The sequence below is a fragment of the Halovulum marinum genome (genome assembly GCF_009697225.1).
GTDB classification, from domain to species: Bacteria; Pseudomonadota; Alphaproteobacteria; order Rhodobacterales; family Rhodobacteraceae; genus Halovulum; species Halovulum marinum.
In genome coordinates this window covers 69733-82997 of record NZ_WIND01000002.1, presented here as the reverse complement: position 1 = coordinate 82997, position 13265 = coordinate 69733, and the positions used below count along the sequence as shown (strand labels likewise).

10 protein-coding genes are annotated in these 13265 nt (G+C 68.4%); 3 read left to right on the top strand and 7 right to left on the bottom strand.

Annotated features, from left to right (window positions below):
• Positions 1–3 precede the first annotated feature (3 nt).
• From glgA to GE300_RS03500, 5 genes are all read right to left on the bottom strand, one after another.
• Positions 4–1428, bottom strand: a complete 1425-nt coding sequence (gene glgA / locus GE300_RS03520; RefSeq protein ID WP_154444972.1) for a glycogen synthase GlgA — start codon at positions 1426–1428, stop codon at positions 4–6.
• Positions 1425–2702: a glucose-1-phosphate adenylyltransferase gene (gene glgC / locus GE300_RS03515; protein ID WP_154444970.1), complete on the bottom strand. Its 1278-nt coding sequence runs from the start codon at positions 2700–2702 to the stop codon at positions 1425–1427. Before glgC ends, glgA begins: the two co-directional genes overlap by 4 nt.
• 38 nt (positions 2703–2740) lie before the next feature.
• A complete protein-coding gene (gene glgB / locus GE300_RS03510) occupies positions 2741–4948 on the bottom strand; it encodes a 1,4-alpha-glucan branching protein GlgB (protein WP_154444968.1) in 2208 nt (735 codons plus the stop codon).
• Between the two features lie 41 nt (positions 4949–4989).
• On the bottom strand, positions 4990–7362 hold the full coding sequence (locus GE300_RS03505; RefSeq protein ID WP_154444966.1) for a glycogen/starch/alpha-glucan phosphorylase: 2373 nt from the start codon (positions 7360–7362) through the stop codon (positions 4990–4992).
• Between the two features lie 128 nt (positions 7363–7490).
• A complete protein-coding gene (locus GE300_RS03500) occupies positions 7491–7766 on the bottom strand; it encodes a DUF2312 domain-containing protein (protein ID WP_154444964.1) in 276 nt (91 codons plus the stop codon).
• Between the two features lie 122 nt (positions 7767–7888).
• Between GE300_RS03500 and GE300_RS03495 the strand changes: the two genes are divergently transcribed.
• Positions 7889–8098, top strand: a complete 210-nt coding sequence (locus GE300_RS03495; protein WP_154444962.1) for a hypothetical protein — start codon at positions 7889–7891, stop codon at positions 8096–8098.
• Between the two features lie 18 nt (positions 8099–8116).
• Here GE300_RS03495 and GE300_RS03490 read toward each other — a convergent pair whose 3' ends face one another.
• Both GE300_RS03490 and GE300_RS03485 read right to left on the bottom strand, forming a co-directional pair.
• Positions 8117–9097, bottom strand: a complete 981-nt coding sequence (locus GE300_RS03490; RefSeq protein WP_154444960.1) for an alpha/beta hydrolase — start codon at positions 9095–9097, stop codon at positions 8117–8119.
• 67 nt (positions 9098–9164) lie between these two features.
• Positions 9165–9938, bottom strand: a complete 774-nt coding sequence (locus tag GE300_RS03485; protein WP_154444958.1) for an alpha/beta hydrolase — start codon at positions 9936–9938, stop codon at positions 9165–9167.
• Here GE300_RS03485 and GE300_RS03480 point away from each other — a divergent pair.
• Together GE300_RS03480 and thrS are read left to right on the top strand one after the other, a co-directional pair.
• The gene (locus GE300_RS03480; RefSeq protein WP_154444956.1) at positions 9937–11115 is read left to right on the top strand and encodes a glycosyltransferase; all 1179 of its coding nucleotides are present in this window, start codon (positions 9937–9939) and stop codon (positions 11113–11115) included. The genes GE300_RS03485 and GE300_RS03480 overlap by 2 nt on opposite strands.
• Positions 11116–11257: 142 nt before the next feature.
• The gene (gene thrS / locus GE300_RS03475; RefSeq protein ID WP_233416753.1) at positions 11258–13225 is read left to right on the top strand and encodes a threonine--tRNA ligase; all 1968 of its coding nucleotides are present in this window, start codon (positions 11258–11260) and stop codon (positions 13223–13225) included.
• Positions 13226–13265 lie beyond the last annotated feature (40 nt).

Sequence of the window (13265 nt, the reverse complement as noted above, 5' to 3'; positions counted from 1 at the left end):
GCCCTAGCTCGCCAACCCGGCGTAGACCGCCGCGTATTCCGCCGCGGCGATCTCCCAGCCCACCGGGTGCGCCATGCCGTTGCGCTGCATCCGCTGCCACAGCTTGGGTTGCGCGTACAGCGCCACCAGCCGCTCCAGGCCCGCGCCCAGCGCCTGTGCGTCGTCGGGCTCGACCAGCACGCCGGTGGCGACACCGGCGCGCAGCGCGGCCTCGTTCGCGTCGATGACGGTATCGGCCAGCCCGCCGGTGCGCGCCACCAGCGGCACCGTGCCGTAGCGCAGCCCGTACATCTGCGTCAGACCGCAGGGCTCGAAACGCGAGGGCACCAGCACCGCGTCGGCCCCGGCGAACATGCGGTGGCTCATACCCTCGTCATAGCCGATGTGCACGCCCACTGCCGGCGAGCGCTCGCCGAGGTCGCGCCAGCCGCCCTCCAGCCCCTTTTCCCCGGTGCCCAGCAGCGCGATCATGCCGCCCATCGCCAGCAGCCGCGGCGCCGCATCCAGCAGCAGGTCCAGCCCTTTCTGCCCGGTCAGCCGCGAGACCACGATGCACAGCGGACCCGGCCCCGGCTCGATACCGAACTCCGCAAGCAGCATTTCCCGGTTCGGCGCCTTGCCGCTGGGGGCGGAATAGGGGGCGATGGCGTCGTCGGTCTCGGGCGACCAGACGCCGGTGTCGATGCCGTTCAGGATCCCGCGCAGATCGGCGGCGCGACTGGCGATCACCCCCTCCAGCCCCATGCCGAAGCGCGGCGTCATCAGCTCGCGCGCGTAGGTCGGGCTGACCGTCGAGACCGCATCGGCATCTACCAGCCCCGCCTTCAGCGCGCTGATCTGGCTGTAGAACTCAAGCTCCTCGGAGTTGAAGCGGATCCGCTGCAGGTGCAGCGCCTCCAGCCGGCCCGACGGGGCGAGGCCGTGAAAGGCGATGTTGTGCACCGTCAGCAGTACCGGCACGTCGATGCTTCGCGCCTTCATGTAGGTCGGCGTCAGCGCCGCCTGCCAGTCGTGAACATGCACCACCTCGGGCCGCCAGTCGGGCAGCGCGCCGCCGGCGATCTCGGCGGCGACCATGCTCAGCGCCGCGAACCGCTCGGGGTTGTCGGGCCAGTCGAAGCCGGTGGGCGTCAGATAGATCGTGCCATCCCGGTCATAGAGATGCGGCGCGTCCAGCACCAGCAGGTCCAGCCCCGCGGCGCGGGCCGCCAGCAGCCGCGCGGGACCGCCGAAAAGCTCGGCCGCGTGCCAGACCTCGGTGGTCCGGTCCAGCGCCGCCATTACCGTGGAATACCCCGGCAGCAGCGTGCGCAGCGCCCAGCCCTGCGCCTTCATCGCCGCCGGCAGGGCGCCGACCACATCGGCCAGTCCGCCGGTCTTGACCAGCGGCACGCATTCCGAGGCGACCGACAGCGCCGCCCGGCTCAATGCGCGGCCGTGTATTTGGCGATCATCTCGGCGGTGATCAGGGTGACGCCCTTCTCGGTCACCCGGAACCACTTCGCGTCCTCGACCGGATCCTCGCCCACGACCAGCCCGCGCGGGATCTCGACGCCGCGGTCGATCACCACGTTGCGCAGCCGCGAATGGCGCTGGATGGTGACGTAGGGCAAGGCCACCACGCGCTCCAGCACCGAATAGCTGTTCGAGCGCACGCCGGTGAACAGCAGCGATTCACGCACCTCGGTGCCCGAGATGATGCACCCGCCCGAGATCATCGAGCTCAGCGCCAGCCCGCGCCGGTTCACCTCGTCATGGATGAACTTCGCCGGCGGCACGCTTTCGGAATAGGTCCAGATCGGCCAGTCGCGATCCCACAGGTCCAGTTCCGGGGTGAAGTCGGTCAGGTCGATGTTGGCCTGGTGGAAGGCATCGACCGTGCCCACGTCGCGCCAGTACGCCGGCGCCTCCGCGTTCGAGCGTACGCAGCTGTCGTCGAACTTGTGCGCCATCGCCTTGCCGTTCTTCACGACATGGGGGATGAGGTCGCCGCCGAAGTCGTGCTTGCTGTCCGGGTTCTCGGCGTCCGACAGCAGCAACTCGCGCAGGAAGCTCCACTTGAAGACGTAGATCCCCATCGAGGCGAGGGTCCGGTCCGGATCGCCCGGCATGCCCGGCGGGTCGGCGGGCTTTTCCAGAAAGCTCTTGATCTGCAGGTTCTCGTCGATGTCCATCACCCCGAAGGCCGAGGCTTCCTCGCGCGGGACGGTCAGGCAGCCCACGGTCACGTCCGCGCCGGTCTCGACGTGCTGCCGGACCATGATCTCGTAATCCATCTTGTAGATGTGGTCGCCGGCCAGGATCAGCACGTAGTCGACGTCGTAGTCGTCGACGATATCGATGTTCTGCGTCACCGCGTCAGCCGTGCCAAGGTACCACTGGTTTTCCGCAACACGCTGGCTGGCGGGCAGAATGTCCAGGTATTCGTTGCGCTCGGCGCGAAAGAAGTTCCAGCCGCGCTGCATGTGGCGGATCAGGCTGTGCGCCTTGTACTGGGTCGCGATCGCCATCTTGCGGATGCCGGAGTTCAGCGCGTTCGACAGGGCGAAGTCGATGATCCGCGTCTTGCCGCCGAAGTAGACGGCCGGTTTCGCGCGCCGGTCGGTCAGTTCCTTCAGGCGCGAGCCGCGCCCGCCGGCCAGCACGAAGGCCATGGTCCTGCTCATCAGCCGGTGGCCCGGCTCGATGTTCGGATCGATCATGTTGGTCCCCTCCCCTTGGTGTTGCTATCGGCGGTTGTTCAGCCGCCCGCGTGGCGCAGGATCACGGTCGACAGCGGCGGCAGCGTGACCGCGGCCGAAGCCGGCTGGCCGTGCGCCGGCGACGGCTTGGCATCGACGCCGCCCATGTTGCCGCGGTTTCCCCCGCCATAGGGTCCGGCGTCGGTGTTCAGCACTTCCTCCCAGCGGCCGGCGCGCGGCAGGCCGCACAGCCGGTCGCGCCGCTCGACGGGGGTGAAGTTGCAGATCACGACGCAAGGCGGATCGTCCGGGCCGCCGAAGCGCGCCCAGGCGAACACCGATTCTTCGGCGGCGTTGGCTTCGATCCACTGGAAGCCCTCGGGCTCGCAATCGCGGGCGTAAAGCGCCGGCGTCTCGCGGTAGAGCCGGTTCAGATCCCGCACCAGCGCCTGCATCCCGGCGTGGCTTTCGTTCTGCAGCAGGTGCCAGTCCAGTTGCGCCGCGTGGTTCCATTCGGCCCACTGCCCGAACTCCTGGCCCATGAACAGCAGCTTCTTGCCCGGATGCCCCCACATGTAGCCGTAGTAGGCGCGCAGGTTGGCGAACCGGTCCCAGTCGTGGCCCGGCATCTTGCTCAGCATCGAGCCCTTGCCGTGCACCACCTCGTCATGGCTGATCGGCAGCATGAAGTTCTCGGAATAGGCGTAGTGGATGCCGAAGGTCATCTGGTGATGGTGATGCTTGCGGTGCACCGGATCCTTCTCGATGTAGGACAGGGTGTCGTTCATCCACCCCATGTTCCACTTGTAGCCGAACCCCAGCCCGCCCATGTCGACGGGCCGCGACACCGCCGGGAAGGCGGTGCTTTCCTCGGCCGCGGTCAGGATGCCGGGAACCTCGCCATAGGTCTCGATGTTCATCCGCTGCAGCAGCGCGATCGCCTCCAGGTTCTCGCGTCCGCCGTGGATGTTGGGCACCCATTCGCCCTCGTTGCGGGAATAGTCGCGGTACAGCATTGAGGCCACGGCATCGACCCGCAGACCGTCGATATGATATTCCTCCAGCCAGTAAAGCGCGTTCGAGATCAGATAGTTCGCGACTTCCGTTCGACCAAAGTTGTAGATCAGGGTGTTCCAGTCCTGGTGGAACCCCTCTTTCGGATCGGCGTGTTCGTAAAGCGGCGTGCCGTCGAACCGGCCCAGACCGTGCGCGTCGGTGGGAAAATGCCCCGGCACCCAGTCGATGATCACCCCCAGCCCCTTCTGGTGGGCGGCGTCGATCAGGTCGCGGAACTCCTGCGCCGGGCCGAACCGGATCGTCGGCGCGTACATCCCCACCGGCTGGTAGCCCCACGAGCCGTCGAACGGATGCTCGCTGATCGGCATCAGCTCGATGTGGGTGAAGCCCATGCCGACGGCATAGTCCACCAGCTCCTCGGCCAGTTCGCGATAGCTCAGCGAACGGTTGCCCTCGGACGGAACCCGGCGCCACGAGCCCAGGTGCACCTCGTAGACCGCGATCGGCGCGTCGACGCGGTTCGCCGTCTCGCGGCGCTGCATCCAGTCTGCATCGCGCCAGCCATAGCCGGACAGATCGCGCACGACCGAACCGGTCTCGGGCGCGTGCTGCGCACCGAAGCCGACCGGATCGGCCTTCAGCGGCAGCAGCCGGCCGCCGTTGGCGACGATCTCGTACTTGTAGATCGCGCCCTCGCCGACGTTGGGGATGAAGATCTCCCACACGCCGGTCGGGCCGCGGCGCCGCATCGGGTGGCGACGACCGTTCCAGGCGTTGAAATCGCCGACGATCGAGACCCGCTCGGCGTTCGGCGCCCAGACGGCGAAATTCGTGCCCGGAACGCCCTCGTGCGTCAGCACATGGGCGCCGAGCGCGTTCCACAGCCGCCGATGGGTGCCCTCGCCCAGCAGGTATTCGTCCATCTCGCCGATCACGGGGCCGAACCGGAAGGCGTCCTCCATCTCCCACTCGGCGCCGTAGCCGCGGCAGCGCAGGCGATAGTTTCCGGCGCCGATCTCGCCGACGAAAACGCCGCGGGCGCCGTCGACCGGGTCCAGCGGTCGGATCGTTCCGTCCTCCATCGCGGCGGCGACTTCTTCGGCGCCGGGATCGAACACCCGAAGCACGCGGCGATCGCCCACCTGGTGCGGGCCCAGGATTGCGAACGGGTCGGAATGGCGACCGTCGGCGACAGAACGGGCGTCCGCCTCGTCGATCACAGGGGACTTCGGGGCCGTGCTCTTGCGCATGATGGTCAACCTGTCTTCGTCGGGCGGTACGGCAGGGGGCGTCAGATCGCGGGCGTCGCCCCCCAGATTTCCTCAGCATAGCCCCGAATCGTCCGATCGGAAGAGAACCATCCCGACCGCGCCGTATTCAGGGCCGCCATGCGCGTCCAGCGATCGCGGTCGCGATAGGCCTCGTCGACCTCGCGGCTGACCTTCCAGTACGATGCGAAATCCGAGCATACTAGAAAATAATCGTGATGTCTCAAAAGGTTGGCCAGGTGCCGATGCCGATCGGGTTCTCCGGGTCCGAAGCTCCCGCGCTCGATGTGCTCGATCGCCCGGGCCAGTTCGGGCGACGCGGCGATGGCCTCGGCGGCGTGGTCCGGCACCGCGCGCCGCTCGACCACCTCGTCGGCGGTCATCCCGAACAGGAAGAAATTGTCGTCGCCGACGCGCTCGCGGATCTCGACGTTGGCGCCGTCCAGCGTGCCGATGGTCAGCGCCCCGTTCAGCGCGAACTTCATGTTGCCGGTGCCCGACGCCTCCTTGCCGGCGGTCGAGATCTGCTGGCTCAGGTCGGCGGCCGGGACCAGCCGCTCGGCCATGGTGACGTTGTAGTTCGGCGGGAACACCACGGTCAGCCGTCCGGCGACATCCTCGTCGGCGTTCACCACCCGGGCGACGTCGTTGATCAGGTGAACGATCTCCTTGGCGGTATGATAACCCGGCGCGGCCTTGCCGCCGAAGATCTTGACCCGCGGCGTCCAGTCCTTGCCGGGGTTCCGCCGGATCGCGTCCCACAGCGCGATGACCTCGAGCACGTTCATCAACTGGCGCTTGTATTCATGGATCCGCTTGACCTGGATGTCGAACATCGCGTCCGGATCGATCGACACCCCGCGGATCGCCCGGATCCGGTTCGCCAGCCGCGCCTTGTTCGCGTGCTTGGCCTCGGCGAAGGCCGCGCGGAAACCGGCGTCGCCGACATGCGCCTCCAGGTCCTCCAGCCGGTCCAGATCGTCCTCCCAGCCGCTGCCGATCGTGTCGGTGATCAGGGCGCTCAGGGTCGGATTGCAGGTGCGCAGCCAGCGCCGCGGCGTGATGCCGTTGGTCTGGTTGAGGATCCGGTCCGGGTGCAGCGTGTGCAGCTCCGAGAACACCGTCTTCTTCATCAGGTCGGTGTGCAGGGCCGAGACGCCGTTGACCTTGTTCGCCAGCACGAACGACAGCTCGCCCATCTTCACCTGTCCGTGGTCGATGGTCGACATCTTGCGCCCCTTCGAGGTGCGGGCGTGCCAGTCGTCGATCTGCTCGATCAGGCGCATGTGGCGCGGCAGCAGATGCCGCATAAGCCCTTCGTGCCAGCTTTCCAGCGCCTCGGGCAGCAGCGTGTGGTTGGTGTAGTTCAGCGTGCCGCGGGCGATCTCGATCGCGTCGTCCAGCTCGACCCAGTGCTCGTCGTGCAGGATCCGCACCAGCTCGGGCCCGGCGATGGCGGGGTGGGTGTCGTTCAGCTGGATCGCCACATGCTTGGGCAGCGCGCGGATGTCGGTGTACTCGCTGTGATAGCGGCGCAGGATGTCGGCCAGCGAGGCGGCGGTGAAGAAGTACTCCTGCTTCAGCCGCAGTTCCTTGCCCTGCGGCGTCGAATCGTTCGGATACAGCACCCGGCTGATCGTCCGCGCCAGCGCCTCCGGCTCGGCGGCGCCGGCGAACTGCCCCTCGTTGAACCGCGCAAGGTCGAACTGCGTCCGCGACTGCGCGCTCCACAGGCGCAGGGTGTTGGCCCAGCGCCCCTGCCAGCCGATGATCGGCGTGTCGTAGGCCTTGGCCACGACCATGTCGCCGGCGTCCCAGTGGGCGCCGTCCTCGCCCTCGCGGACGGTGCCGTAGAAGCCGACGCCATAGCAGACCTCGGGGCGCTCGAATTCCCACGGGTGCGGCTGGCTCAGCCAGTCCTCGGCCTGCTCGACCTGCCGGCCCTCGTGGAACGACTGCCGGAACAGGCCGTGCTCGTAGCGGATGCCGTAGCCGTAGGCCGGAATACCCAGCGTCGACAGGCTGTCCAGAAAGCACGCCGCAAGCCGGCCCAGGCCGCCATTGCCCAGCGCGGCGTCGGGTTCGTCGGCAAGAACCTGGTCGTAGGACAGGCCCAGCTCCAGGCACGCTTCGCGGGCGGCGTCGTCAAGGCCCAGGTTCACGATCGCGTCCTGCAGCAGGCGGCCGATCAGGAATTCCATCGACAGGTAGTAGACGCGCTTGTGCCGGCCCTCATAGGTCTTGCGGGTCGACTCGAACCAGGGCGTCACGACCCGGTCGCGAATCGCCAGCGACAGCGCCATGCGCCAGTCGCGGGTCTGAGCATGCGCCGCATCCTTGCCGAACGAGAACGCCAGGTGGCGCAGGATCTCGGACTTCAGCTCGTCTTTCGTCATGTTGTCCCCCGGAGGTTCAGGTAGGACAGGGCCGTCACCCTAGGTAGCGCAATCGACTGGCGCAGGCCACCTGTTTTGCTGCACCGCCGCAGCGGCGCGCCCACCGCCCCCGGGAAGGCAGCGCGGGCTTACATGCCCAGCGCCTCCTTGTAGAGATCGAGGATCGCCTCTTCCTCGGAAATCTCCTGCGGGTCCTTCTTCCGCAGCGTGATCAGCTTGCGCATGATCTTGGGGTCATAGCCGCGCCCCTTGGCCTCGGCCATCACCTCCTTCTGCTGGTCGGCGATGTCCTTCTTCTCGGCCTCAAGCCGTTCGTAGCGCTCGATGAACTGGCGCAGCTCGGCCGCGGTGACGCGGTGGATGTCGCGCGGGCCGTCGTCTTCCAGGGCTTCCAGATTGTCCATTCCGGTCTCTCACCTGTTTTCGGGAAATTCAGGCGCGCACCCTATGTCCGCCCCCCATGGGCCGCAAGGCCCGGCGGCACGGGGCCTTGCCGTGGGCGCGCGGCTGGCGTAACCGGTCGCGCATGACCTGGCTCGTGATCCTCGGCACCGTCACCACCCTTATCGGCCTCGCCGGCCTGTTCGTCTGCATCCGGCGTGCGGCCGCGCTGCGGCGCGAGAAGGATCAGGACAAGGTGAAGCGCCAGCTGCAGGGGCTGGTGGCGCTCAACATGGGGTCGGTCGGCGTGGCCGGCATGGGCCTTGCGCTGGTCATCGTCGGGCTGCTGCTCTAGCCGCGACGGTCTGCCGCGTCAGCGCAGGTTCCGCTCCCGCGTCCACTCCAGGATCCGCTCGGCAACGGGCCCGGTCAGACCGGGGCTCAGGATGTCGCCGGCGATGACGTGGGCGGCGCGGTCGTCGCCGCGCCCCGGCTCGACCGGCCAGACAGTCACCGGGCCGCCCCAGGCGTCGGCGATCGCGCGCGTCTCGCGGTGATCGACCACCTCGTCCAGATCCGAGAACACGAACAGCGCCGGCACCTCGATCGCGCCGACGTCGACCGCGCGCGCGGCCTTCACCGCCGCCGCCATCGGCAGCAGCGCCGTGGACGGGTAGCGTTCGGTCCACCATTTCGCGTGGTCTGCGCTTTCGGGCGCGAAGAACCGTTCCGCGCCCACGACCATCGGCACCAGGCGGCGCGCGAACGGCCAGGTCAGCAACGACGCGCCGGAGGCCTTGAGCCGGAAATTGGGCGAGATCATCACCACCCCGGCCACCGCCTCGCGCAGCGCCGGATCCTCCAGCGCCAGGGTGATCAGCGCGCCGCCGGTGGACGTGCCGATCAGGACCACCCGCTCGCCGATCTCGCGGCCGATGGCGATCGCTTCCTCCAGATCGCGCCGCCAGTCTGCAACGCTGGCCTGGGCCAGCGCGGCGCCGTCGCGGCCATGGCCGGTGAGACGCGTATAGAAGATGTTCGCGCCCAGCTCGCGCGCGACGATGTCGGGCACCGGACGCAATTCCTCCAGCGTGGCCGAGAAGCCGTGGACATAGACCAGCGCCAGCGGCCGGCGGTCGCGCTTGGCCGGGTCCGCCCACAGCACGTGCTTCTGCGCCCCGCGGATGATGCCCGGCACGTCGCGCTCGGTCCGGTACAGATAGTTGTCGACATCGCGCCCGATGACCTCGGGATCGAACGCCGCACCGCGGCCCGCCGGTTCCCGCGGACCCAGCAACCAGAGGGCGGCGCCGACCAGCGCGAGGACCAACAGAAGCAGAAGAAGAAATCTCATGACCGCAGGACCCTAGACCGCCCCCCCACCCCGCACAAGGCGGCGGATCGCCCGCCGGTTGCGCCGGTCAGCTTTCGCCGGCGGCGTCGATGTCCCCGATCGCGCGCAGGATCTCGGCCAGCGGTCCGGGCGCCGAAAACCGGTGATCGGCGTTCTTCACCAGCGTCAGCTGCATGTCGGCGCAGTCGGCATGCTGCAGCAGGCGCAGCGGCACCGACATCTCGACATCCGCGTCCGCCGTACCGTGCAGCAGCCGCACCGGGCAGCGCAGCGGCAACGGGTCGCGCAGCAGCAGGTGGGCGCGCCCGTCCTCGATCAGCCTGCGGGTGATGACATAGGGGCCGTCGTCGTAGTCCGAGGGGATCTCGACGCGGCCGCCGCGCATCAGTTGCTCGCGCTGGCGGTCGTCGAAACCCGCCCACATGCTGTCCTCGGTGAAATCGGGCGCCGCGGCGATCCCCACCAGCCCCGCGACCTTCTCCGGCCAGTCGCGGCACAGCGCCAGCGCGATCCACCCGCCCATCGAGCTGCCGACCAGGATCTGCGGGCCTTCGGTCAGCGCGTCGATGATATCGCGTGCATCGCGGATCCAGTCGCCGATGCAGCCGTCCTCGAACGCGCCGGAACTCGCGCCGTGACCGCTATAGTCGAAGCGCAGGAACGCGCGGCCGGCGCGTTTCGCCCAGTTTTCCAGGAACAGGGCCTTGGTCCCGGTCATGTCCGACCGGAAGCCCCCGAGAAACACTATTCCCGGCAGTTTTTTGCTGCTCTTTGGCGAATTTACTGTACTGTAAGCCAATGAACGCCCGTCAGAGGCATCAAAGAGGTCGTAATCGAGCATGTTACTCCGTCATCATGGCGGACCGTCCGTCGCTGCCGAAAATGGCGCAGCGGCGCGTGTCCTGCAACTCCTGCCTGAAGAACTCGACGCCGCCGCGGCGAATCGCGCGCTTTCGGTGGCCCGCGCCCTGAAGGGCGCCGGTGGCGAAATGGTGATCGCCGGGGGCCCGCCGCGGCTCGAGATCGACACCCGGCGCGCCGGCATCGATCATCGCCCCTATGCGTCGACCCGGGCGTCGCTGTTCCATCTCAGCGCCACGCAGGCCCTGCTGGACACGGTCGATCAGCGCCGCCTGCAGCTTGTGCATGTGCACGGCAGCGCCGGCGGCCTTGCGGCGAAGGCATTCGCCGAGGCCGCGAACCTGCCGCTGGTGATGACCTGCGAGACCCTGCCGCAGGCAGCCGGCCTGCTGCGGCGGCGGGCGGCGCGCAAGCATATCTCCGGCCGGCCGGTGATCGTGCGCTCGGCCTATGCCGCCGAGTGCCTGCGGCGCGACTTCTCGGTGCCCGAGGCGGCGATCCGGGTGATCCCGCCGGGCATCGACCTCGAGGCATTCGACGAAAGCCGCGTCGGCACCGCCCGCAAGCTGGCCCTGCTGGAAAGCTGGGGGCTGCACGACGATCCGCGGCCGCTGATCCTGTTGCCCGTCGCCAGCGCCGATCCGTCCTGGCTTGCGACGGTCCTGGCCGCCGCGGCGGCGCCGGACGCGCCGGATGCGGTGTGGATGCTGTTGGGCGCGGCGCAGGATGCCGCCGCCGCGCGGGCGCGGATCTCCGGCAGCCCCGCGGCAAGCCGCGTGGCCTGGGCCGAGATGCCCGACGACTGGCCGGCGGCGTGCAAGCTCGCCTCGCTGGTGGTGTCGCTGCCGGTACATCCGCCGCTGATCTGCGAGCATGCGCTCGCCGCGCAGGCCATGGGCCGGCCGGTGATCACCTCGGACGCCGGCGCGGGGGCCGAGACGATCCAGCCCGGCAAGACCGGCTGGCTGGTGCGCGCACGCGATCCCGGCTCGCTGGTCTACGCGGTCTCGGGCGCGCTGGAGCGCGACGACATCATCCGCACGGCGATGTCGATGGCGGCGCGCAGCTTCGTGGCGCAGCGCTTCTCGATCGCGCGGATGCAGGCCGAGACGCTGGCGGTCTACCGCGAAACGCTCGCGGCGCGTAAGCTGCCGTAAGCCCCTGCCCCGGCGGGCGCCGCCGGGGCAGCGCCGACTGCGCGGGCGGCCGCACATGCCCCGCCCGCCAGGTTGACACCGCCCTCCGAAAGCCGCACTCACGACACGCAACCGTAACCGGGCGTTTCGTAGGCGCCGAACCATGGAGGACAGCGCGATGGACGGCGCTCAGATTTCCATTACCCTTCCCGACGGATCCAGCCGCAGCTTCCCTGCCGGAACCACCCCCGCCGACATTGCCGCCGACATCTCCAAGTCGCTTGCCAAGTCCGCCATTGCCGCGAAGATCGACGGAACGCTCACAGACCTGTCGCGCCCGATCGAGGCCGACGCCGAGGTCGCCATCGTCACCGCCAGGGACGAGGGCGCGCTGGAACTGATCCGCCACGACGCCGCCCACATCATGGCCCGCGCCGTGCAGGAGCTGTGGCCGGACGTGAAGGTCACCATCGGCCCGGTGATCGAGAACGGCTGGTACTACGACTTCGACCGTGACGAGCCCTTCTCCTCGGACGACCTGGAAAGGATCGAGGCGAAGATGCGCGAGATCATCGCCGCGCGCGATCCGGTCCGCACCGAGGTCTGGGACCGCGCCCGCGCCATCGCGCACTACGAAGAGCAGAACGAGCCCTTCAAGGTCGAACTGATCGAGGCGATTCCCGAAGGCCAGCCGATCCGCATGTACTGGCACGGCGACTGGCAGGACCTGTGCCGCGGCCCGCATCTTGCCCACACCGGCCAGGTCCCGGCGGACGCCTTCAAGCTGATGAGCGTCGCCGGCGCCTACTGGCGCGGCGACAGCCGCAACAAGATGCTGCAGCGCATCTACGGCGTCGCGTTCCGCAACAAGCAGGACCTCAAGGCCTACCTGCACATGCTGGAGGAGGCCGCCAAGCGCGACCACCGCAAGCTGGGCCGCGAGATGCAGCTGTTCCACATGCAGGAAGAGGCCCCCGGCATGGTGTTCTGGCACCCCAACGGCTGGACCGTCTACCGGGTGCTCGAGGATTACATGCGCCGCCGCCTGACCGCTGCCGGCTACAAGGAGATCAAGACCCCGCAGGTCGTCGACCGCAAGCTGTGGGAGGCGTCGGGCCACTGGGACAAGTACCGCGAGAACATGTTCATCGCCGAGGTCGAGGAAGAGCACGCGCAGGAAAAGCGGGTCAACGCGCTCAAGCCGATGAACTGCCCCTGCCATGTGCAGGTCTACAACCACGGCCTGAAGTCCTACCGCGACCTGCCGCTGCGCATGGCCGAATTCGGCGCCTGCCACCGCTACGAGCCCTCCGGTTCGATGCACGGGCTGATGCGCGTGCGCGGCTTCACCCAGGACGACGCGCACATCTTCTGCACCGAGGACCAGATCGAGGACGAATGCGCCCGCTTCATCGACCTGCTGTCGGGCATCTACGCCGATCTCGGCTTCACCAGGTTCGACATCAAGTTCTCGACCCGGCCGGAAGTGCGCGTCGGCTCGGACGAGGTCTGGGACAAGGCCGAGGCGGCGCTTGAAAAGGCGATCCTGGCCGTGCGCAACGACTACGATATCGACCCCGGAGAGGGCGCGTTCTACGGACCGAAACTGGACTTCAAGCTGACCGACGCGATCGGGCGCGAATGGCAGTGCGGCACCTTCCAGGCCGACTTCAACCTGCCCGAGCGGCTGGATGCGGAATACGTGGGCGAGGACGGCGCCAAGCACCGCCCCGTCATGCTGCACCGCGCGATCCTGGGCAGTTTCGAGCGGTTCATCGGCATCCTGATCGAGAACTACGCGGGCAAGTTTCCGCTGTGGCTGGCGCCGCGGCAGGTCGTGGTGGCCTCGATCGTCTCGGACGCCGACCCCTATGTGCACGAGGTCGTCAAGACCCTGCGCGCGGCGGGCCTGCGCGCAGAGGCCGACGTGCGCAACGAGAAGATCAACTACAAGGTGCGCGAGCACTCGGTCGGCAAGGTGCCGGTGATCCTGGCGATCGGCATGAAGGAGGTCGAGGACCGCACCGTCTCGATGCGCCGCCTGGGCGCGAAAAGCTCGGAGGTGCTGGCGCTCGACGCGGTGGTCTCGCAACTCCGGGACGAGGCGACGCCGCCGGATCTGCGCGACTGACCGGGCAAGGCAGACCCGCCGGGCGGCACCGCCGCCCGGG